21 protein-coding genes are annotated in these 21049 nt (G+C 72.6%); 8 read left to right on the top strand and 13 right to left on the bottom strand.

Features of this window, described 5'->3' with window-relative positions; translation table 11 throughout:
• Positions 1-19 precede the first annotated feature (19 nt).
• On the bottom strand, positions 20-1264 hold the full coding sequence (locus AC07FJ_RS24420; protein ID WP_479051422.1) for an exo-beta-N-acetylmuramidase NamZ family protein: 1245 nt from the start codon (positions 1262-1264) through the stop codon (positions 20-22).
• A gap of 162 nt (positions 1265-1426) precedes the next feature.
• Between AC07FJ_RS24420 and AC07FJ_RS24415 the strand changes: the two genes are divergently transcribed.
• The 3 genes from AC07FJ_RS24415 to AC07FJ_RS24405 all read left to right on the top strand — a co-directional run bounded on the left by AC07FJ_RS24415 (position 1427) and on the right by AC07FJ_RS24405 (position 4531).
• On the top strand, positions 1427-2194 hold the full coding sequence (locus AC07FJ_RS24415) for an SDR family oxidoreductase (RefSeq protein WP_468289548.1): 768 nt from the start codon (positions 1427-1429) through the stop codon (positions 2192-2194).
• Positions 2191-3849 carry a class I adenylate-forming enzyme family protein gene (locus AC07FJ_RS24410; protein WP_479051421.1) on the top strand — a complete coding sequence of 553 codons (1659 nt, stop codon included), beginning with the start codon at positions 2191-2193 and terminating at the stop codon, positions 3847-3849. The genes AC07FJ_RS24415 and AC07FJ_RS24410 overlap by 4 nt, the downstream gene beginning before the upstream one ends.
• A gap of 88 nt (positions 3850-3937) precedes the next feature.
• Positions 3938-4531 (top strand): TetR/AcrR family transcriptional regulator, encoded by a 594-nt coding sequence (locus AC07FJ_RS24405; RefSeq protein WP_361422023.1) that lies wholly within the window; start codon positions 3938-3940, stop codon positions 4529-4531.
• A gap of 10 nt (positions 4532-4541) precedes the next feature.
• On the opposite strand, the gene AC07FJ_RS24400 is transcribed toward AC07FJ_RS24405, so the two are convergent.
• From AC07FJ_RS24400 to AC07FJ_RS24385, 4 genes are all read right to left on the bottom strand, one after another.
• Positions 4542-5765, bottom strand: coding sequence for an acyl-CoA dehydrogenase family protein (locus AC07FJ_RS24400; protein ID WP_479051420.1), 1224 nt, complete (start codon positions 5763-5765; stop codon positions 4542-4544).
• An 8-nt stretch (positions 5766-5773) separates the two neighbouring features.
• The gene (locus AC07FJ_RS24395; protein ID WP_479051419.1) at positions 5774-6802 is read right to left on the bottom strand and encodes a phosphotransferase family protein; all 1029 of its coding nucleotides are present in this window, start codon (positions 6800-6802) and stop codon (positions 5774-5776) included.
• A 302-nt stretch (positions 6803-7104) separates the two neighbouring features.
• A complete protein-coding gene (locus tag AC07FJ_RS24390) occupies positions 7105-8016 on the bottom strand; it encodes an MBL fold metallo-hydrolase (RefSeq protein ID WP_361422032.1) in 912 nt (303 codons plus the stop codon).
• A 345-nt stretch (positions 8017-8361) separates the two neighbouring features.
• Positions 8362-8661: a hypothetical protein gene (locus AC07FJ_RS24385; protein WP_479051418.1), complete on the bottom strand. Its 300-nt coding sequence runs from the start codon at positions 8659-8661 to the stop codon at positions 8362-8364.
• 117 nt (positions 8662-8778) lie between these two features.
• Between AC07FJ_RS24385 and AC07FJ_RS24380 the strand changes: the two genes are divergently transcribed.
• Positions 8779-9714, top strand: coding sequence for an NADP-dependent oxidoreductase (locus AC07FJ_RS24380; protein WP_479051417.1), 936 nt, complete (start codon positions 8779-8781; stop codon positions 9712-9714).
• Positions 9715-9750: 36 nt separating this feature from the next.
• Here AC07FJ_RS24380 and AC07FJ_RS24375 read toward each other — a convergent pair whose 3' ends face one another.
• Genes AC07FJ_RS24375 through AC07FJ_RS24365 form a run of 3 tightly spaced genes read right to left on the bottom strand, consistent with a single transcriptional unit; the run spans position 9751 to position 11111 of the window.
• Positions 9751-10086 (bottom strand): DUF202 domain-containing protein, encoded by a 336-nt coding sequence (locus AC07FJ_RS24375; protein WP_479051416.1) that lies wholly within the window; start codon positions 10084-10086, stop codon positions 9751-9753.
• Positions 10086-10478, bottom strand: a complete 393-nt coding sequence (locus AC07FJ_RS24370; RefSeq protein ID WP_361422050.1) for a YidH family protein — start codon at positions 10476-10478, stop codon at positions 10086-10088. Before AC07FJ_RS24370 ends, AC07FJ_RS24375 begins: the two co-directional genes overlap by 1 nt.
• 9 nt (positions 10479-10487) lie before the next feature.
• Positions 10488-11111: an NUDIX domain-containing protein gene (locus AC07FJ_RS24365; RefSeq protein ID WP_479051415.1), complete on the bottom strand. Its 624-nt coding sequence runs from the start codon at positions 11109-11111 to the stop codon at positions 10488-10490.
• 87 nt (positions 11112-11198) lie between these two features.
• On the opposite strand from AC07FJ_RS24365, the gene AC07FJ_RS24360 reads away from it, so the two are divergent.
• Both AC07FJ_RS24360 and AC07FJ_RS24355 read left to right on the top strand, forming a co-directional pair.
• Entirely contained in the window at positions 11199-12854 is a 1656-nt protein-coding gene (locus AC07FJ_RS24360) for an FAD-binding dehydrogenase (protein ID WP_479051414.1), read from the top strand.
• Between the two features lie 121 nt (positions 12855-12975).
• Positions 12976-13581, top strand: coding sequence for a hypothetical protein (locus tag AC07FJ_RS24355; protein WP_479051413.1), 606 nt, complete (start codon positions 12976-12978; stop codon positions 13579-13581).
• A 15-nt stretch (positions 13582-13596) separates the two neighbouring features.
• Here the strand turns inward: AC07FJ_RS24355 and AC07FJ_RS24350 are convergent, their stop codons facing one another.
• From AC07FJ_RS24350 to AC07FJ_RS24335, 4 genes are all read right to left on the bottom strand, one after another.
• Positions 13597-13983 (bottom strand): VOC family protein, encoded by a 387-nt coding sequence (locus AC07FJ_RS24350; protein ID WP_479051412.1) that lies wholly within the window; start codon positions 13981-13983, stop codon positions 13597-13599.
• 56 nt (positions 13984-14039) lie between these two features.
• Positions 14040-14468: an ASCH domain-containing protein gene (locus tag AC07FJ_RS24345; RefSeq protein ID WP_479051411.1), complete on the bottom strand. Its 429-nt coding sequence runs from the start codon at positions 14466-14468 to the stop codon at positions 14040-14042.
• Between the two features lie 53 nt (positions 14469-14521).
• The gene (locus AC07FJ_RS24340) at positions 14522-15919 is read right to left on the bottom strand and encodes a GntT/GntP/DsdX family permease (RefSeq protein ID WP_479051410.1); all 1398 of its coding nucleotides are present in this window, start codon (positions 15917-15919) and stop codon (positions 14522-14524) included.
• A gap of 100 nt (positions 15920-16019) precedes the next feature.
• On the bottom strand, positions 16020-16535 hold the full coding sequence (locus AC07FJ_RS24335) for a gluconokinase (RefSeq protein ID WP_479051409.1): 516 nt from the start codon (positions 16533-16535) through the stop codon (positions 16020-16022).
• A 137-nt stretch (positions 16536-16672) separates the two neighbouring features.
• Between AC07FJ_RS24335 and AC07FJ_RS24330 the strand changes: the two genes are divergently transcribed.
• Together AC07FJ_RS24330 and AC07FJ_RS24325 are read left to right on the top strand one after the other, a co-directional pair.
• Positions 16673-17374, top strand: a complete 702-nt coding sequence (locus AC07FJ_RS24330) for a FadR/GntR family transcriptional regulator (RefSeq protein ID WP_479051408.1) — start codon at positions 16673-16675, stop codon at positions 17372-17374.
• Between the two features lie 214 nt (positions 17375-17588).
• The gene (locus tag AC07FJ_RS24325; protein WP_479051407.1) at positions 17589-19055 is read left to right on the top strand and encodes an amino acid permease; all 1467 of its coding nucleotides are present in this window, start codon (positions 17589-17591) and stop codon (positions 19053-19055) included.
• 94 nt (positions 19056-19149) lie between these two features.
• Here AC07FJ_RS24325 and phsA read toward each other — a convergent pair whose 3' ends face one another.
• Complete coding sequence (gene phsA, locus AC07FJ_RS24320) at positions 19150-21030, bottom strand: O-aminophenol oxidase PhsA (protein ID WP_479051406.1); 1881 nt, start codon at positions 21028-21030, stop codon at positions 19150-19152.
• Positions 21031-21049 lie beyond the last annotated feature (19 nt).

Below are 21049 nucleotides of genomic sequence, written 5' to 3'. Positions count from 1 at the left end.
CAGACCGGAGGCACCCCCGTCAGCGGTACGCCAAGTACCGCCGCCGTACCGCCCGGAAGGCCGCCAGGTCCGCTTCCCAGGCCGCCGCGACGTCGTCCGTTCCCGCGCCCGCGTCGATCAGCGTGCGCACCTTCGCCGAGCCGGTGAGCTTGTCGATCCAGTGGTCCGGGCGCCAGGCGAAGCCGCTCCAGGTGCGCTTCGCCGTCACCAGCAGTCCGACCCCCGTCCGTACCGGGTCGAACGCCTCCCGGTCGTCCACGTGCAGCTGCACCCCACCCACCGTCTTCCCCTGGAACTTGGAGAAGGTCGGCGTGAAGTACGCCTCCCGGAACCGCACTCCGGGCAGCTCCAGCGCGTTCGCCGCCTCCGCCCAGCGCCGGTCGACGCCCTCCGCGCCGAGCAGTTCGAAGGGGCGGGTCGTGCCCCGCCCCTCGGAGAGGTTCGTCCCCTCGAACAGGCAGGTCCCCGCGTACACCAGCGCGGTGTCCGGAGTCGGCATGTTGGGGCTCGGCGGCACCCACGGCAGGCCCGTCGCGTCGAAGAAGTCCCTGCGCCGCCACCCCGCCATCCGTACGGTCGCGAGCTCCACCGGCCGCGCGAGGAACTCGCCGTTGAACAGCCGCGCCAGCTCCACCACCGTCATCCCGTGCGCCTGTGCGATCGGCTCGCGCCCGACGAACGTCGCGAACGCCCTGTCCAGTACCGGCCCGAGGGCCGCCCGCCCGGACACCGGGTTCGGCCGGTCCAGCACCATGAAACGTTTCCCCGCCAGCTCCGCCGCCACCATGCAGTCGTAGAGCGTCCAGATGTACGTGTAGAAGCGCGCGCCCACGTCCTGGATGTCGAACACCACCGTGTCGACGCCCGACGCGGTGAAGACGTCCGCCAGCGCCCGCCCGCTCTTCAGGTACGTGTCGTACACCGGCAGCCCCGTCGCCGGGTCGTCGTACCGGCCCTCCGAACCGCCCGCCTGCGCCGTCCCCCTAAAGCCGTGCTCGGGGCCGAACACGGCCACCAGGTCCACGCGTTCGTCCGCGTGCATGACGTCCACGATGTGCCGCACCTCGGCCGTGACCCCGGTCGGGTTGGTCACCACGCCCACGCGCTGCCCCGCCAGCGCCGCGTACCCGTCGGCCGCGAGCCGGTCGAACCCGGTCCGCACCCGGCGGCCGCCCTCGTGGGCGGTGGCGCCACCGGGCGCGGCGGCCGCCGCCACCCCCGCCGCGCCGCCGGCGATCAGCAGACCCCGTCTGGACACGCTCATCCGCACACCTCCGTGCCGTTCGACCGATCCGGTCTCGCACGCTAGCGCGCGCACCCCGCCCAGGGAACGAGGCGGACACCGCGCCCTTCCCAGCCAACATACCGACTGGTTAGTCTGTCGACTTGGAGAGCAGCGAACAGTCACGACGGAGAGGCGGGTTCGATGAGTACGACGGTCCAGGGCGCGGGCGTGGTGGTCACCGGAGCGGGCGGCGGCATCGGCGCCGCGCTCGCCCGCAGGTTCGTCGCCGAAGGCGCGCGGGTCGTCGTCAACGACATCGACCCCGGCCGCACCAAGGCCATCGCCGACGAGATCGGCGCCACGCCCGTCCCCGGAGACGCCTCCGCGATCGTCGACGAGGCCCGCGAGGCGCTCGGCGGCACGGTCGACGTCTACTGCGCCAACGCCGGACTCGCCTCGCCCGGCGACGCCTTCGCCGACGAGGAGGTCTGGGCGGCCGCCTGGGACGTCAACGTCATGGCCCACGTGCGCGCCGCCCGGGCCCTGCTGCCCGACTGGCTGGAACGCGGAGCGGGCCGCTTCGTCTCCACCGTCTCCGCGGCCGGGCTGCTCACCATGGTCGGCGCCGCCCCGTACAGCGTCTCCAAGCACGGCGCGTACGCGTTCGCCGAGTGGCTCTCCCTCACCTACCGCCACCGCGGCCTCAAGGTCCACGCCATCTGCCCGCAGGGCGTCCGTACGGACATGCTCACGGCCGCCGGAACGGCCGGCCAACTCGTCCTCGCGCCCACCGCCATCGAGCCGGAGGACGTCGCCGACGCGCTCTTCGACGGCATCGAGGCCGACCGGTTCCTGATCCTGCCCCACCCCGAGGTGGCCGGCTACTACCGGGCCCGGGCGAGCGACCCGGAGCGCTGGCTGAACAATATGAGCCACATCCAGCAGAAGTGGGAGGGCACCGGACAGTGACCGCGACCTCGATCTACGCGGCGAAGCCGTGGCTCGCGCAGCTCAGCGACGCCCAGCGGGCCCCGATAGATCCCGCGCCGACCGTGGTGCACGCCTTCCGCGCGGCCGTGGCCCGCGCCCCCGAGCACACCGCCCTCGCCTACTTCGACGGGCGCCTGACCTACCGCGAGACCGACGCGCTCTCCGACTCGGTGGCCGGATTCCTCGCCGCCCGCGGCGTACGGCACGGCGACCGGGTCGCCGTCATGCTCCAGAACACCCCGCACTTCGTGCTCGCGCTGCTCGGCGCCTGGAAGGCGGGCGCCACCGTCGTCCCGCTCAACCCGATGTACAAGTCCGCCGAGGTCGCCCACGTCCTGAAGGACTCCGGGGCCGCCGCCCTGGTCTGCGCGGACCGCGCCTGGGAGGCGTACCTGCGCGACACGGCCGCCGGCTCCTCCGTACGCGTCGCCCTCACCGCGTGCGAGAAGGACCTCCAGACCCGCGACGACCCGCGGGTGCTCGGGTTCGAGCGGCTCCCCGCGCCCGCCGACACCGACGACCTCACCGCCGTCGCCCGCGCCGGCCACCCGGCGCCCGAAGGGCGGGACCTCGGCGCCGCCGACGTGGCGCTCATCAGCTACACCTCCGGCACCAGCGGCACGCCCAAGGGCGCCATGAACCTGCACGGCGGCATCACGTACAACGCCGAACGGCAGCGCGCCGGCCACCCCGTCGCCGAGGGCGCCGCCTACTTCGCGCTCGCGCCGCTGTTCCACATCACCGGCATGGTCTGCGAACTCGGCGCCTGCGTCGCCAACGCCGGCACCCTCGTCCTCGCGTACCGCTTCGAGGCGGGCGTCGTCCTCGACGCCTTCGCCGAGCACCGCCCGGCCTACACCGTGGGCCCCTCCACCGCCTTCATGGCGCTGGCCGCCCACCCCTCCGCCACAGCGGACCACTTCGCCTCCTTCCGGGTGATCTCCTCGGGCGGCGCGCCGCTGCCCCCGGCCCTGGTCGAGAAGTTCCGCGCCGGCTTCGGCCCGTACATCCGCAACGGCTACGGCCTGACCGAGTGCACCGCCCCCTGCGCCTCCGTACCCCCCGAGAAGGAGGCCCCCGTCGACCCGGCGTCCGGCACCCTCTCGGTCGGCGTCCCGGGCCCCGACACGGTCGTCCGCATCCTGGACGAGAACGGCCGGGAGGTGCCGTTCGGGGAGCCCGGCGAGATCGCCGTACGCGGCCCCCAGGTGGTCCCCGGTTACTGGCGGCTCCCCGAGGCCACCGCCGAGGCCTTCCCGGACGGCGAACTGCGCACCGGCGACATCGGCTTCATGGACCCGGACGGCTGGCTGTACGTCGTCGACCGCAAGAAGGACATGATCAACGCGTCCGGCTTCAAGGTCTGGCCGCGCGAGGTCGAGGACGTGCTCTACGGCCATCCCGCGGTGCGCGAGGCGGCCGTCGTCGGCGTCCCCGACGCGTACCGGGGCGAGACGGTCAAGGCGTACGTCAGCCTGCGCCCGGGCGCCGCCGCCGAGCCGGCCGAGCTCTCCGCCTACTGCGCGCAGCGCCTGGCGGCGTACAAATATCCCCGCGAGGTCGAGATCCTGCCGGAGCTGCCCAAGACGACGAGTGGGAAGATCCTCAGGCGGGAACTGCGTTCACCCGCGTAGGCGCCGTCGAGATCCGGACAACCGACGGACGAGACGGACGACCCGAGAGATCAGAGCGACCCGAGAGACACGAGAAAGGTGGCGGCACATGGCCAGGACGACGGACGGGAGCGGCACCCCCGTCCCCCAGAGGCTGCTGGCCACCGCCACCCGGCTCTTCGCCGAGCAGGGGTACGACCGCACCTCCGTCCAGGAGATCGTCGAGTCGGCCGGCGTCACCAAGGGCGCGCTCTACCACTACTTCGGCTCCAAGGAGGACCTCCTCCAGGAGGTCTACGCGCGCGTGCTGCGGCTGCAGCAGGAGCGGCTGGACGCCTTCGCGGACGCCGACGCGCCCGTGGAGGAGCGGCTGCGCGACGCCGCCGCCGACGTGGTGGTCACCACCATCGAGAACCTCGACGACGCGTCCATCTTCTTCCGCTCCATGCACCACCTGAGCCCCGAGAAGAACAAGCAGGTACGGGCCGAGCGGCGCCGCTACCACGAGCGGTTCCGGGCGCTCATCGAGGAGGGGCAGGCCGCCGGAGTCTTCTCCTCCGCCACCCCGGCGGACCTGGTGGTGGACTACCACTTCGGCTCCGTCCACCACCTGTCCACCTGGTACCGCCCGGACGGGCCGCTCACCCCCCAGCAGGTGGCCGACCACCTGGCCGACCTCCTGCTGCGGGCCCTGCGGCCGTAAACCGGGTCTTTCAGAGGTACTTCTTCAGCTCCCGGCGGGCCAGCGACCGCTGGTGCACCTCGTCCGGCCCGTCCGCCAGCTGCAGCGTGCGCGCCGCGGCCCACAGTTCGGCGAGCGGGAAGTCCTGGCTGACGCCGCCCGCGCCGTGGACCTGGACGGCCTTGTCGAGGATGTCCACCACCGCGCGCGGGGTGGCGATCTTGATGGCCTGGATCTCGGTGTGCGCCCCCCGGTTGCCGACCGTGTCCATCAGCCAGGCCGTCTTCAGCACCAGCAGCCGCAGCTGCTCGACCGTCACCCGGGCGTCCGCGATCCACGCCCCCACCTGGCCCTGCGCGGCCAGCGGCTTGCCGAAGGCCGTACGGGACACCGCCCTGCGGCACATCAGCTCGATGGCCCGCTCGGCCATGCCGATCAGCCGCATGCAGTGGTGGATCCGGCCGGGCCCGAGCCGCGCCTGGGCGATGGCGAAGCCACCGCCCTCCTCGCCGATGAGGTTCGCGGCCGGGACGCGGACGCCGTCGAAGACCACCTCGGCGTGGCCGCCGTGGGAGTGGTCCTCGTACCCGTACACCTGCATCGCGCGCCGCACCTGGACACCGGGTGTGTCGCGCGGGACGAGGATCATCGACTGCTGGCGCCGGATGTCCTCGCCGTCCGGGTCGGTCTTGCCCATGACGATGAAGATCTTGCAGTCCGGGTTCATCGCCCCGGAGATGTACCACTTGCGGCCGGTGACGACGTACTCGGCCGCTCCGTCGGGGGCCCGCTCGATCCGGGTCTCGATGTTCGTCGCGTCGGACGAGGCCACCTCCGGCTCCGTCATCGCGAACGCGGAACGGATCTCTCCGGCCAGCAGCGGCTCCAGCCACTGCTTGCGCTGCCGCTCGTCGCCGAACTGCGCCAGCACCTCCATGTTCCCGGTGTCCGGCGCCGCGCAGTTCAGCGCGGTGGGCGCCAGCTGCGGCGAACGGCCGGTGATCTCGGCGAGGGGCGCGTACTGGAGGTTCGTCAGCCCGGCGCCGTACTCGGTGTCCGGCAGGAAGAGGTTCCACAGGCCCTGCCTGCGCGCCTCCGCCTTGAGCTCCTCCACGACCGGCGGGGTGTCCCACGGCGAGGCGAGCTCCGCTCGCTGCGCGTGCGCCACGGCCTCGGCCGGGTACACGTGCTCGTCCATGAAGGCCAGCAGCCTGGCCCGCAGTTCCTCGGTGCGCGCGTCGAATGCGAAGTCCATGGGGTGCGTCAGCCTTCCTGGCGGCGGAGGGTGGTCAGGCCGTGCTCGATGAAGACGGGGACCAGCTCGCCGATCCGGTCGAAGCCGGCCCCGACGGTCTGCCCGAGCGTGTAGCGGTAGTGGATGCCCTCCAGGATCACGGCGAGCTTGAACCAGGCGAACGCCGTGTACCAGGGGAGGGCGGAGACGTCGCGGCCGGAGCGCTCGGCGTACCGCTCGATCAGCTCGGCGGGCGAGGGGTGGCCGGGGGCGGCGGCCGTGGTGGAGATGGGCGAGCCCGGCAGGTCCAGCCGGACGCTGTACATCGACAGCAGGCCCACGTCCGTGAGCGGGTCGCCGAGCGTGGACATCTCCCAGTCCAGTACGGCGTTGACGCGGTCGTCCTCGCCCAGCAGGACGTTGTCGAGGCGGTAGTCGCCGTGGACGACGGTGGCGGCGGGGGAGACCGGGAGCCGGCGCCCCAGCGTGGCGTGCAGCTCGTCGATCCCGGCCAGCTCGCGGCTGCGCGAGGCGTCCAGCTGCTTGCCCCAGCGGCGCAGCTGCCGGTCCAGGAAGCCGTCGGGACGTCCGAAGTCGCCGAGGCCCACCGCCTCCGGGTCCACGGCGTGCAGCTCGACCAGCGTGTCGACGAGCCCGAGGAGCGCGGCGCGCGTGCGCTCGGGGCCGAGGGGGGCGAGCTGCTCCGCCGTGCGGTACGGCGTGCCGCTCACGAACTCCATGACGTAGAAGGGCGCTCCGAGCACCGACTCGTCCTCGCAGAGCACCACCGGCTCCGGCACCGGCACCGCCGTCGGGTGCAGGGCGCTGATGACCCGGTGCTCGCGCTTCATGTCGTGCGCGGTGGCGAGGACGTGCCCCAGGGGCGGTCGGCGCACGACCCACCGGCCGGTGCCGTCGGTGACGACGTACGTGAGGTTCGACCGGCCTCCCTCCACGACGCGGGCGCCGAGCGGTCCGCTCACCAGTCCGGGCCGCTCGCGGTCGAGGAAGCCGCGCAACTGCTCGGGGTCGAGACCTGGCGGATGGACTGCGCTCATCGTTCGCACCTCCGGGGCGAAGGAACCGGTGTCGTACGGAGCAGCATGACCGACCAGTCGGTATGTCGTCCAGTGCCGGGCCCGCCGGGGCCCGGAAAGCGCCCGCGCGACCTCGGGCCCGGCAGCGCTTCACACGCCGCCGGCGGGACGGCGACGGCACGCTGTGCGAGTGCGAGTGCAAGCGTGAGGGCGACGACGCGGCGGCGATGCGGAGGGCGGACCCCAGGTGGGTCACGCCCCCGTGCCGCGCTGGTGAACCGTCGTGCCGCGCCGGTGAACCGCCGGCCCCGCGCCGTCCCCGCTCAGGCGTGGCAGGCCACCGGCACGCCGCCGTTCATCGCCGTCATGTCCCCGAAGACGGCGGCTATGTCGAGCGGCGAGCCCTCCGGCTCGCCGTCCAGCTCCGCGTACGCCCGGTGCACGTTCGCCACCAGCCGCTCGCTCTCGCGCCACGCGGCGAACTCGCCCAGATCCGCCTCGCGGGCCACCTCCAGGGGCGTCAGGCCCTTCGCCCGCCCCTTCTCGGCCAGCTCCGCGACGTACCGGAGATAGCGCTCGGTCGCGTCGTACGCCGACGGGTCCGTGAGCGGGCCGTGCCCAGGCACCACGGTGCGCGCGCCGAGTGAGCGCAGCAGTTCCACGGCGCGCAGCGACCCGCGCAGCGAGCCGGACGCCAGGAACGGCGTACCGCCCTCGAAGACGAGGTCGCCCGTGAAGACGACGGACTGCCCGGGCAGGTGCACGATCGTGTCCCCGGGCGTGTGCGCCACGCCGGGATGGATCAGTTCCACCTCCGTGGAACCCACGTGCAGCGTGAGCCGGTCCTCGTACGTGAGCGAGGGCGCGGTGACGTCGATGTCGCCGAAGTCGGTCTGCGGCCACACCAGGTGCAGCTGCCTCCCCGCCGCGAGCACCTCCCGCCGGCAGGCCTCGTGGCCGACGACCGTCGCGCCGGGCGTGAAGACGGAGTTGCCGTACGTGTGGTCCCCGTGGTGGTGCGTGTTGACCACGAACCGCGGCAGCGGGGCGCCGTGTTCCCGCAGCGCCTCGCGCAACCACAGGGCGCGCCGCTCGGTGGCGGCGGTGTCGACGAGGACGGTGGTCTCGCCGTCGCTGACGAAACCGGCGTTGTTGAGGCACCAGCCGCCGTCCGGCTGGACGTAGGCGTGCACGCCGGGGGCGAGCTGGACGGTGTACGGATCGGTGGCGGGCACCGGGCGCTCCCAGGAGTCGTTGGTCAACTACGGGGAGAGAGCCTGCCAGTTGACCCGGTGCGCGGAGAAGGCGGCCCGGCCCGCGGCCCCCGCACCGCGGGAGCCGCGCCTCGCTGCCATCATGGAGACTTCGTCGTGTTCTCCGACGGCTCCCTGTCGGTGATGAGTCTTCAGCGCTCCTCACCGCCCGACCGGCGGGACGACCCCCGGGCCGCGTCTGGACCTTCCCCCGGGACGTCCCGCAGCAGGTGAGGATCACCGCGGACCCCGCCTACCCCTGGCCGCACGACTGACGCCGGGCGCCCCGGGGCCCGGGTACCTGCGCCCGCCCGCCCCCCTACCTCCTCAGTGGTCGTCCCAGTGCCCGGCGTGGGCGGCGTGCCGGTGCCCCTCGTGGACGTAGTCGACGTGGTCGCCGTGCGCGACGGCCGGGTGCCCGCAGTCCTTGCCGTGCTCATGGGCGTGCCCGCTGTGGGCGACGTGCTCGCCGGGTTCGCACTCGTCCCAGTGGCCCGCGTGCTCGCGGTGCAGATGCCCGTCGTGGACGTAGTCGAGGTGGTCGTTGTGCGCGACGGCCTCGTGCCCGCAGGCCGGGCTGTGCGCGTGCTCGTGGACCAGGTGTTCGTGGTGGGGCGGGACGGTCATGGCGGAACCCCCGGGGAGCCGGTGCGGAGGGTCGATGACACTTCCAGGCTAATCCCTTTTGTCATAGTCGGTCTGTTTCGGCTTGCGCGGGCGCGGAGCGGACCGGAGGGTCGGATCATGAAGGCGATCAGCTACAGCCGTTACGGCGGCCCCGAGGTCCTGGAGTTCGGTGAGCATCCCGACCCCAAGGTCGGGCCGGACATGGTGCTCGTCAAGGTGCGCGCCGCGGCCGTGAACCCGGTCGACTGGAAGGTGCAGGCCGGCTACATGGACACGGCCATGGACACCGTCTTCCCGGTGATCCCCGGGTGGGACGTGTCCGGTGTGGTCGTCCAGCCGGGGATCGCCGTCACCGAGTTCGGGGTCGGCGACGAGGTCATGGGGTACGTCCGCGAGGACGTCCTGTGGCACGGCACCTTCGCCGAGTACGTCGCCGCGCCCGTGCGGACCCTGGCGCGCAAGCCCCGCAGCCTGGGCTTCGAAGAGGCCGCGGGCCTCCCGCTGGCCGGACTGACCGCCTACCAGGTGCTGACAAGGGCCCTCCGGGTGCGGCCCGGCGAGACCGTGCTGGTGCACGCGGCCTCCGGGGGAGTCGGCTCCATGGCCGTCCAGATCGCCCGCCACCTCGGCGCCCGCGTCATCGGCGCCGCACGCGGACCGGGCGAGGAACGGGTCCGCGAGCTGGGTGCCGAGCCGGTGCTGTACGGCGACGGCTTCACGCGCCGGGTCAAGGCCCTGGCGCCGCACGGCGTCGACGCGGCCTTCGACACCCTCGGCGGCCAGGCCCTCAAGGACTCGGCGAACCTGCTGGCCCCCGAAGGGCGCCTCGCCTCCATCGCGGACGGCGAGGTGGTCGGCCTGGGCGGCCGCTACTGCTGGGTGCGCCCGGACCCGGCGGACCTGGCGGCCCTCGCGGAACTGGCGGACCAGGGGGCGCTGGCCGTACGGGTCGCCACGACGTTCCCGCTGGAGCAGGCCGCCGAGGCGCAGCGGGCGAACAGGGAGGGCGGCCTCGGCGGCAAGGTCGTCGTCACCGTCGACTGGACGGAGTAGGCCGACCGGACCGACAGGCCGGAGCGGCCCGGCCCCTCACACCACCACCGCCACCCCGAACGCGGCGAGCGCGACCGTGCACACCGCCGCCGCGACCGCGCCCCGCGGCGCCAGCGACCGGGGCCGGACGGCGTCCAGGGCCCGCATCCGGCGGTGCGCCACACCCAGGAAGGCCAGCCAGACCAGCAGCGACAGCGCCGCGCCCACCAGGCCGCCCGCGGTGACCTCGTCGTGCAGCGCCTGCTTGGCGGCCAGCACCGCGGCGACCGTCGCCGACAGCGTGGTACGCCGCCACGCGAGCCGCGTCCGCTCCGGCTGCAGACCGGGGTCCCGCTCCTCGGTCTCACCCGCCGCCCCGGGCCGCGCCGCCATCAGCCCCGCCAGCCGAACAGCACGACCATCACCATCGCGCCGGCGACCACCCCCACGGCGATGCTCAGGAGCGCCGGGAACCGGCTCATCGGCAGGTCCTCGCCGCGCCGCATCGCCCGCTCGCACCGCACCCAGTGGTTCACCGCCCGCAGGGCGCACAGCGCCCCGGCGGCCAGCAGCGCGAGCGCCATCCCGACCCGGACGCCCCACCGCAGATCGGGCAGGAACTGGTCGACGGCGAAGCCGCCGCCGACGAGGGCGAGCGCGGTGCGTATCCAGGCGAGGAAGGTGCGCTCGTTGGCGAGGGAGAAGCGGTAGTCCGGGGTGTCGCCCTCTTCCCGGATCCGCCGCGGCGAGATCCACAGCCGCAGTCCTCGCACGAAATCGCTCACATGATCACATTAACGGGCCGGGTCGCCGGCCGCCCGATGGGCCAGCAGGCGCGCGTACGCGGCGGCGCCGTCCGGCACCCACGGCCAGTCGGCCAGCCGCGCCCGCACCTCCTCCTCCGGCAGGAAGGCGTGCCAGGCCACCTCCTCCTGCTGCGGCGCCACAGGGAGCGTGCACCGCACCTCGTAGACGGCCGACCACCAGGACCCGTGCCCGCCGCCCTCCTCGTACAGGAACCGGAAGAGCGGCGTCGGCCGGGGCAGGCCGCGCACGCCCAGCTCCTCCTCCGCCTCGCGCAGCGCCGCCTCGTCGTAGCTCTCGCCCGCGCCGACGACACCGCCGACGAACATGTCGTACATCGAGGGGAAGACCAGCTTGGTGGCCGTCCGGCGGTGCACGAAGATCCGGTCCGCGGCGTCCCGCACCAGGATGAACGCGCAGCGGTGGCGCAGTCCCCGCGCGTACACCTCGCCGCGGGGCGCCTGCCCCACCACCACGTCGTTCTCGTCGACGACGTCCAGGATCTCGTCGGCGGAGGCGGAGGCGGAGGCGGAGGCGGCGGAGGCGGAGGCGGCGGCCGCGGAGGCCGCGGGCGTCCCGGGAATCCCCGGAGTCGCAGGTGTCTCGGGAGTCATGGGGACATTATCGGTCCGTGCGGTTGACGTGTTACTCGCGCGTACCGAAGATCGGAACACCTGCCGGCGCCGACAAGGAAGAGGCCCATGGCGTACGACGCTGATGTGATCGTGATCGGGGCGGGCCTCGCCGGCCTGACCGCCACCGCCGAGCTCGTCGACGCGGGGCGCAGCGTCATCCTGGTCGACCAGGAGCCGGAGCAGTCGATCGGCGGCCAGGCCCACTGGTCCTTCGGCGGCCTCTTCTTCGTCGACTCGCCCGAGCAGCGCCGGATGCGCATCCGGGACAGCCGCGACCTCGCCCTCCAGGACTGGCTCGGCACGGCCGGCTTCGACCGCCCCGAGGACCACTGGCCCCGCAAGTGGGCCGAGGCGTACGTCGACTTCGCGGCCGGCGAGAAGCGCCCCTGGCTGTACCGGCAGGGGGTCCGGTTCTTCCCGGTCGTCGGCTGGGCCGAGCGCGGCGGCTACGACGCCACCGGCCACGGCAACTCGGTGCCGCGCTTCCACATCACCTGGGGTACCGGCCCCGGGCTCCTCGCCCCCTTCGAGCGCCGGGTCCGCGCGGGCATCGCCAAGGGGCTCGTACGGCCGGCGTTCCGGCACCGCGTCACCGCCCTCGGCCGCACCGCGGGCTCCGTCGACACCGTCAGCGGCGAGATCCTGGAGCCGTCGGACGCCGAGCGCGGCACCGCCAGCAGCCGCGGCGTCGCGGGGGCGTTCGAGTACCGGGCCCAGGCGGTGATCGTCACCTCGGGCGGCATCGGCGGCAACCACGACCTCGTGCGCGCCCACTGGCCGGAGCGGCTCGGCACCCCGCCCGAGAAGCTGCTCTCGGGCGTGCCGGCCCACGTCGACGGCCTGATGCTCGGCATCGCGGAGAAGGCCGGCGCCCACCACGTCAACCGCGACCGGATGTGGCACTACACCGAGGGCATCGAGAACTGGAACCCCATCTGGGCCCGGCACGGCATCCGCATCCTGCCCGGTCCGTCGTCCCTGTGGCTGGACGCCCGGGGCCGCCGCCTGCCCGTGCCGCTCTTCCCCGGCTTCGACACCCTCGGCACCCTGGAACACATCATGCGGTCCGGGCACGGCCACACCTGGTTCGTCCTCAACCAGCGCATCATCGGCAAGGAGTTCACCCTCTCCGGCTCCGAGCAGAACCCGGACCTGACCGGCAAGTCCGTGCGCGGCGTCCTCGACCGCGCCCGCGCCGACGTGCCCGGGCCGGTCAAGGCCTTCATGGACCACGGAGCCGACTTCGTCGTCGAGCGCGACCTGCCCTCCCTGGTGCGCTCCATGAACGCGCTCACCGGGGAACCGCTCATCGAAGAGGCCGCGCTGCGCCGCGAGATCGTCGCCCGCGACCGGGAGATCGCCAACCCCTTCACCAAGGACCTCCAGGTGACGGCGATCCGCGGAGCCCGCAAGTACCTCGGCGACCGGCTGATCCGCACGGTCGCGCCCCACCGCATCCTCGACCCCAAGGCCGGCCCGCTGGTCGCCGTCCGGCTCAACATCCTCACCCGCAAGTCCCTCGGCGGCCTGGCGACCGACCTCTCCTCCCGCGTCCTCACCCCGGACGGCACCCCGTTGCCCGGGGTGTACGCGGCCGGTGAGGCCGCCGGTTTCGGCGGCGGCGGCGTCCACGGCTACCGCTCCCTGGAGGGCACCTTCCTCGGCGGCTGCCTCTTCTCCGGCCGTACGGCGGGCCGCGCGGCGGCGAGGGCGGTCGGCTGAGTGCGGTCGGCCGAGGGCGGCCGGCCGGCGTTCCGCGTGGGCGCCTGAGTACGTCGTACCACGCGGAATTGAGTACTCCACCGCAGGCCGGTGGCCCGGCCGCGCCCGTAACGTCTGGGGCATGACCAACGCCCCAGTCCTCTCCGAGGACCGTACGCCCCTGCGCTCCTTCCTCCGCTTCCTCGCCTGGGGGATCGGCGGCAGCGTCCTCGCGGTCCTGTGCGTGGTCGTGGCGGGGGTCGTCTACCTGGAGTGGTCCCTCGCGGCATCGAAGGACGCGGAGAGCATCGACCTGGTGGGGGACGCCCCTTACACCCTCGTGCCGGGGTACACGGCACGGTACGAGGACGGCGTCCGCGCCACCGTCAGCGCGGCACGGCGCATCCCGCCCGTGCCGAACGACGACCGCAGGCCGGGTCAGGTGACCTTCGAGTTCTCGGTCACGTACGTCAACGACAGCGACAAGACACTCGGGATCGACGCGTTCGACGAGATCACGGAGGAGGGCGGCACCTCGGGCTACGGCGCCGAACTGGCCGTCGACCAGAGGGCCCCCCGCTCCGGCGAGGACTGGTTCCCCGAGACGCTCCCGCCCGGCGAGCAGGTCACGGTACCGGTCCGGATCAACGTCTCCGCCGACGCGGACGCGGTGGTCTTCGAAACCTTCGTCACCGACGGCTACTCGGGCCGTGAAGCCGCCCGCTGGAAGCTTCCGCTCAGCGGCTGACGCCCCCGCCCCCGGTCAGGGCCGGTAGCGCAGCGGATGGTCCTCCGGTACCTCCACCACCGCGATGCGCACCCCGTCCGGGTCGGCGATCCACATCTCGACCAGCCCCCACGGCTCCTTCAGCGGCGGACGCAGCACCTCCACCCCGCGCCCGCGCAGCTCCTCGTACGCGGCGTGCACATCGGCGACCTGGAGCCACAGCCGCAGGCCGGGGGAGGGCGGGGCGTCCGAGCGGCCGGAGAGTTCGAGGAACCCGCCGCCGAGGAAGTACACCGTGCCCCGTTCGGGCCCGGTCCCGAACTCGCGGTAGACCGCGAGCCCCAGCGCCCCACCGTAGAAGTCGCGCGAGCGCTGCGGGTCCACGGGGCTCAACAGGACGCGGCTGCCCAGTACATGCACCATGGGCGCAGCCTATGCCCGACGGTCCGCGCCCCGCCCGCGGAACGCAGAAGCGGCCGTCACGTCCGTACCTCCACCACCCGGAACCGCTCGGCGACGATCATCGTCGTGTCGTCCACCGTGAACTCCGGGTCCCCGAGCGCCTCGCGCATCTCGGCGCTGTGCCAGAACCGCTCGTGCGCGGCCCGCCACTCGGCGACCGAGCGGTAGCCCTCGCCCTCGTCGAGCGCGTGCCGCAGGTCGACCTCGCCGAGCGGCAGCACCCGCACCTCGGTCAGCTCCAGCACCGCGACCTCGCGGCCGTCGGAGTCGATGAGCGCCGACCGCTCGCCCACCGGCGGGAGTTCCTCGCCCTCGGCCTCGTACTCGACCAGCAGTCCGGTCGTCGAGACCTTCTCGCCCGAGAGCACGGCGGCGACCAACCGGTCCCGCAACGGCCCCGGGAAGGCGAGGAGATACGGCGGCAACGGGGTGCGGGCGGAAGACATGCGCGCCAGTCTGGCACGCGTGTCTTCGTCCCCACCCCGAGATGTCCGCGCCTCTACAACACCAGCGACAGCAGCAGCACCACGGCGATGCCGACGACCGAGACGATCGTCTCCATCACCGACCAGGTCTTGACGGTCTGGCCGACGCTCATCCCGAAGTACTCCTTCACCAGCCAGAATCCGGCGTCGTTCACATGGCTGAAGAAGAGCGAGCCGGCGCCGATCGCCAGCACCAGCAGCGCCGCGTGCGTCGTCGACATGTCGGCCGCCAGCGGTGCCACCAGGCCGGCCGCCGAGATGGTGGCCACCGTCGCCGAGCCGGTCGCGAGCCGGATCGCCACCGCGATCAGCCAGGCGAGCAGCAGGGCCGGGATCGACCAGTCCCGGGAGAAGTCCAGGATCATCCGGCCGACGCCCACGTCGATGAGCGTCTGCTTGAAGCCGCCGCCGGCGCCCACGATCAGCAGCACGCCCGCGATGGGGGCGAGGGAGGTCTCGACCGTGGAGGAGATCCGCTCCTTGGTGAACCCGGCCGCGCGGCCCAGCGTGAAGGCGCCCACGACGACCGCCGCCAGCAGGGCGATCAGCGGCGAGCCGATGACGTCGAAGACCCGCTGGACGTGGTGCTCCGGGTCGTCGACGACGATGTCCACCAGCGCCTTGGCCAGCATCAGGACCACCGGAAGCAGCACCGTGGCGACGGTGGCGCCGAAGCCCGGCCGCCGGTCGAGATCCTCGGTGGCGCGCTGCGGGATCATGCGGTCCGGCGCCGGGATGTCGACCCAGCGGGCCGCGTACCGCGAGAACAGCGGCCCGGCGATGATCACCGTCGGGATGGCGACGAGCACACCCAGCGCCAGCGTGACGCCGAGGTTCGCGCCGAGCGCGTCGATCGCGACGAGCGGCCCGGGGTGGGGCGGGATGAGCCCGTGCATCACGGACAGCCCGGCGAGCGCGGGGACGCCGATCCGCATGAGCGAGTACTGGCCGCGCTTGGCGACGAGCAGCACCACCGGGATCAGCAGCACGATGCCGACCTCGAAGAAGAGCGGCAGGCCGATCACGGAGGCGATCAGCACCATCGCCCACGGCATGGCGCGCCCCCCGGCCTTCGCCAGGATCGTGTCGACGATCTGGTCCGCGCCGCCGGAGTCGGCGAGCAGTTTGCCGAGGATCGCGCCGAGCGCGATGAGCACGCCCACGCTGGCGACGGTCGACCCGAGGCCCTTGGTGAACGACGCGATCGTCGCGTCGAGCGGGGCGGCCGCGAAGGCGCCGAGCGCCAGGGTGCCTATGGTCAGCGCCAGGAAGGCGTGGAGCTTGAACCGGGTGATGAGCAGGACGATGACGGCGATGCCCGCCAGGACGGCGAAGCCCAGGTGGGCGTTGCCGGCCGAGGTGATCGGTTCGGTGGCGTCCGCTGCCAGCATCTCGACGTTGAGACTGGTCACAGGGGGTCCTCGGGGTTCGGGGGAAGGGGTGCGAGGGGGCCGGGGCCGGTCCCGGCCCGGGCCCGGGAGGGAGCAGGGGCCGGGAGCAGGGGCCCAGGGGTCAGCGGTTCGTCGTGAGCCGCCGCAGCGCGTCGACGGCGCGGTCCGCGATGGCCTCCGGGTCACCGGAGACGTCGACGGCGACGCCCGCCTCGTCGGCGCCCAGCGGCTGCAGCGTGGCGAACTGCGAGTCCAGCAGCGCCGCCGGCATGAAGTGGCCCTTGCGCGCCGCCATCCGCCCCTCGATCAGCGCCCGGTCGCCGGTCAGGTGCAGGAACACGACACCGGGCGCGGCCGCCCGCAGCCGGTCGCGGTAGGACCGCTTCAGCGCCGAGCTGCTCACCACCCCGCCGAGACCCGCACGGCCGTGCGCCCACCGCCCGATGGCGTCGAGCCACGGCCACCGGTCCGCGTCGTCCAGCGGGGTGCCGGCGGACATCTTGGCGATGTTCGCCTCGGGGTGGAAGTCGTCGCCCTCGGCGTACGGCACGCCCAGGCGCTCCGCGACCAGCGGACCGATGGTGGTCTTGCCGGTGCCCGAGACACCCATCACGACGACGACTGGGGGGTTCTGCATGGGGCCTGCGCCTCGCTGTCCTCTTCGACACGTGACATCGACTGACTGTCGCCGCACACTGAAACCCATCGCGTACGACATATTCAAGGCCCTGTGACTTAAAAGTCATACTTATTTGCGCCGGTTACGCTATGTGCATGACGACTCCGGCCCGCGGGCTCCATACCCACGTACTGGACACCCTGGGTCTGGCGATCACCGCGGGGGAGTACCCGCCGGGCAGCGTGCTGCGCACCGACGAGCTCGCGCAGCGCTTCGAGGTGTCCCGTACGGTCATCCGCGAAGTGGTCCGCGTCCTCGAGTCGATGCACCTCGTCGAGTCGCGCCGCCGCGTCGGGGTGACCGTCCGCCCGACCGCGCAGTGGAACGTCTACGACCCCCAGGTCATCCGCTGGCGGCTGGCCGGCGGCGACCGCCCCCGGCAGCTCCGGTCACTGACCGTCCTGCGGTCCGCCGTCGAGCCCGTCGCCGCGGGCCTCGCCGCCGTCCACGCCACCCCCGAGCAGTGCCGGGAGCTCACGGAGCAGGCGCTCGGCATGGTCGCCACCTCGCGCGGCGGGCAGCTGGAGGGCTACCTGGTGCACGACATCGCCTTCCACCGGGTCATCCTCGCCGCCTCCGGCAACGAGATGTTCGCCCGCCTCGGGGACGTCGTCGCGGAGGTCCTGGCCGGCCGCACCCACCACCACGTCATGTTCGAGGACCCCGACCCGGCCGCCGTCACGCTCCACGTCCAGGTCGCCGAGGCCGTACGGGAACGGGACGGGGCGCGCGCCGAGGAGCTGACGCGGCAGATCGCGGAGGGCGCCCTGCGCGAGCTCGACGTGCTCGCCCCCTGACCGGCGCACCCGGCCGGCGCCCTTAAACTGCTGCAGCCGATTAACCGGCCGGTAACCTCAAAAACACCTCAGATCCGCCCGTACGTGACATAGGCCACAGCCAAAACGGCAGCGTTGCCGTGACTATGGCCCCTGGCCTGCGTGCCCCGGTGACCACCCTCATCACCTGCGTACGGCTGATACCGCACGACCCCCTCACAAAGGCGACTTCCAGATGAGTGACCGCACCATGCCTGCGGCCGACCCCCTGAGCCCCGCATCCCCGGCGGCGACGGGCGCCCCCCACATCGACGCCGGTGACGCCGGTTACAGCAAGGACCTCAAGTCCCGCCACATCAACATGATCGCGATCGGTGGCGCGATCGGCACCGGCCTGTTCCTCGGCGCCGGTGGTCGCCTGGCGGGCGCGGGTCCCTCCCTGGCCATCGCGTACGCCGTCTGCGGCGTCTTCGCCTTCTTCGTGGTCCGGGCCCTCGGCGAGCTGGTGCTCTACCGCCCGTCCTCCGGTGCCTTCGTCTCGTACGCCCGTGAGTTCATGGGCGAGAAGGGCGCCTACACGGCCGGCTGGCTGTACTTCCTCAACTGGTCGACCACCGCCGTCGCCGACATCACCGCGGCCGCGACGTACGCCCACTTCTGGGCCATGTTCAGCGACATCCCGCAGTGGATCCTCGCCCTGATCGCCCTCGCCGTCGTCCTGACCGCCAACCTGATCTCGGTGAAGTACTTCGGCGAGATGGAGTTCTGGTTCGCCATCGTCAAGGTCGCCGCGCTGGTGATCTTCATGTGCGTCGGCATCTACCTCGTCGCCACCCAGCACGAGGTCGGCGGCCACACCCCGGGCCTGGCCACCATCACCGACAACGGCGGGATCTTCCCGACCGGCATGCTGCCGATGCTGATGGTCGTCCAGGGCGTCGTCTTCGCGTACGCCTCCGTCGAGCTGTGCGGCGTCGCCGCCGGTGAGACCAAGAACCCCGAGAAGATCATGCCGAAGGCGATCAACTCGATCATGTGGCGCGTGGGCCTCTTCTACGTCGGCTCCGTCGTGCTGCTGGCGCTGCTCCTGCCGTACACCTCGTACTCCGCGGACCAGAGCCCCTTCGTCACCGTCTTCGACAAGCTGGGCATCCCCGGCACGGCCGGCATCATGAACCTGGTCGTCCTGACCGCCGCCCTCTCCAGCCTGAACTCGGGCCTGTACTCCACCGGCCGCATCCTGCGCTCGATGGCGATGTCCGGCTCCGCGCCCAAGTTCACCGCCCGCATGAACAAGGGCCACGTGCCCTACGGCGGCATCCTGCTCACCGCCGCCTTCGGTGTGCTGGGCGTCGGCCTGAACTACGTCATGCCGGGCGAGGCCTTCGAGATCGTGCTGAACCTCGCCTCCATCGGCATCCTCGGCACCTGGGGCATGATCATGCTCTGCTCGCTGCTGTTCTGGTCGCGCTCGAAGGACGGCCGGGTCACCCGCCCCTCCTACCGGCTGCCCTGGGCTCCGTACACGCAGATCGTGACGCTGGTCTTCCTCGCCACCGTCCTCGGCCTGATGTGGTACGGCGGCGGCGTCGGCCGCATCACCGTCAACCTGCTGCCGGTCATCGCCGCGCTGCTGGTCGGCGGCTGGTTCCTGGTCCGCAAGCGCGTCCTGGCGCTCGCCGCGGAGCGGCAGCAGGACTGACCCGCTCCCGCCCCCAGCAGGAAGCCCCCGTCCGGACAGCGTCGTCCGGCGGGGGCTTTCCGCCGCTTCGGGCGCGGGCCAGCGGGTCGGCGGGTCAGCCGTGGTGCCCGCCGTGGCCGCCGGAGCCGTGGTCGAACTTCAGCGCCTCCCTCGGCATCACCACGAACGGCCGCATCATGCCCATGTCCTCGTGCTCCAGCAGGTGGCAGTGGTACATGAACCGCCCGTACGCCCCGTCGAACCGGCCCATCACCCGCACCATCTCGCCCTGAGCCACCCGGAACACGTCCTTCCAGCCCTGCTCGTTGGCCGGTACCGGAATCCTCCGCTCGGGGTCGTACGCCACCGGCGCCCGCGTCCCGCCCAGCGCCGGGTCGAACCCCGCGACCGCGTACGCGTCCCGCCCCACCACCTGGAAGTCCGCCAGGTGGATGTGCATCGGGTGCAGCGGCGCCCCCAGGTTCAGGAACGACCACTGCTCGTACGTCCCCTCCCCGATGGTGAACCCGAGCCCGTCGTTGAAGGTGCGGGCCGTGCGCCGGTACGTCCGCACCGTGCCGTCGGGACCCTTCACCTGGATGATCCCGTTCGTCGGCACCTGCACGTCGACGTCCTCGACCTCGGCCATCTCCCAGATCTCCGGGTGACCGCCGCCACCGACCGTCGCGGGCGGCGTCAGCACGATCAGCCGGTGCCCGTGGTCGATGTGGTCGTGGTCGAACCGCCGGAAGGACCCGGACAGCACCCGCGGCAGCTCGAAGGTGTCGGCGCACGCGCCCTCGGCCACCCGGAACTCCATCACCTGCGGGTACGGCACGTTCCGCGTCACGTCCGGCACCCCGGGCGCCTGCCCCGCCGCCTTGTTCAGCAGCCGCACGCGCCGGCCCGCGAGCCCCCGGAAGTCGAGCAGCAGGTCGAACCGCTCGGCCGGCGCGATCGTCAGGGGCTCACCCGCCTCGAAGTCCACCGCCACCGGCCGCGGCAGCAGCCCGCCGTCGCTGCCGATCTGGTGGACGACGCCCGGCACCGGGTTGTCCTCGTCGTCGACCAGCACCAGGTCGTACACGCGGGCGTTGGAGGCGTTCACCAGCCGGAAGCGGTACCAGCCGTCCTCCACGTCCAGGTACGGCCAGATCGTGCCGTTGACGGTCGTGTACGGGCCCAGGAACGGCAGCGATACCGGCTTGCCCGTCTCCGGGTGCTTCCGCGTCAGCACCGTCGTCTTGTGCAGCAGCCGCCCGTTCAGCCGCCCGTCCTCGTCGGTGTCCAGGTTCCGGTCGGCGAGGACCAGCGGCAGCTCCCGCGCCCCGGAGGGCAGCCCGAGCGCGTCCTCCTCGTCGTCCCGCACGAGGTAGGTGCCGACGAGCCCCGCGTAGACGTTCCAGCGGGTGATGTTCATGGCGTGGTCGTGGTACCACCACTGCACGGCCTGGTGGTCGTTCGGATACTCCGACAGCTGGGCGTCGCCGTACCCGACGGCGTTGTCCGCCCACCCGTCGTTCCCGCCGCCCGTCTGGGCGCCGTGCAGGTGCGTCACGGACCAGGCCGGCAGCGCCGCCACGTCCTTGCTGGGCTCCACGCCCTCCCGGCCGGGCCGGTTGTGCGGATCGGGCCGCCCCGCCACCCGGTCCACCTCGACGGCGGTGACCGGGTACTCGCTGCCCGGCGGGATGCGGTTGGTCCAGGCGATCCGGACGCGCTGCCCGCGCCGCACCTCGATGGTGGGGCCGGGGACGCTGCCCTCGTACCCCCACATCAGCGTCGGCGGCAGCTGCGAGTGCATCCGCACCCACGTGGGCCGGAGCGCGATCTCGATCTCCTGCCGTACGTCCGGCTGGTCGGGCCGGATGACGGGCGGGACGGTCAGCGGGTCGACGTACGGGACGAGCTCCCCGTCCCTCGCGGCGGCGCTGCCCGAGACCGCCTCGACGATCTTCTGGGCGAGGCTCTCCGCGGTCTGTAAGGCCTGTGTCATGGTTCCCCCGTAGTGCAGT

It is taken from the genome of Streptomyces sp. NPDC045998 (genome assembly GCF_056430285.1).
The sequence above is the reverse complement of the archived record's forward strand: the minus strand, read 5'-3'. Positions and strand labels throughout refer to the sequence as shown.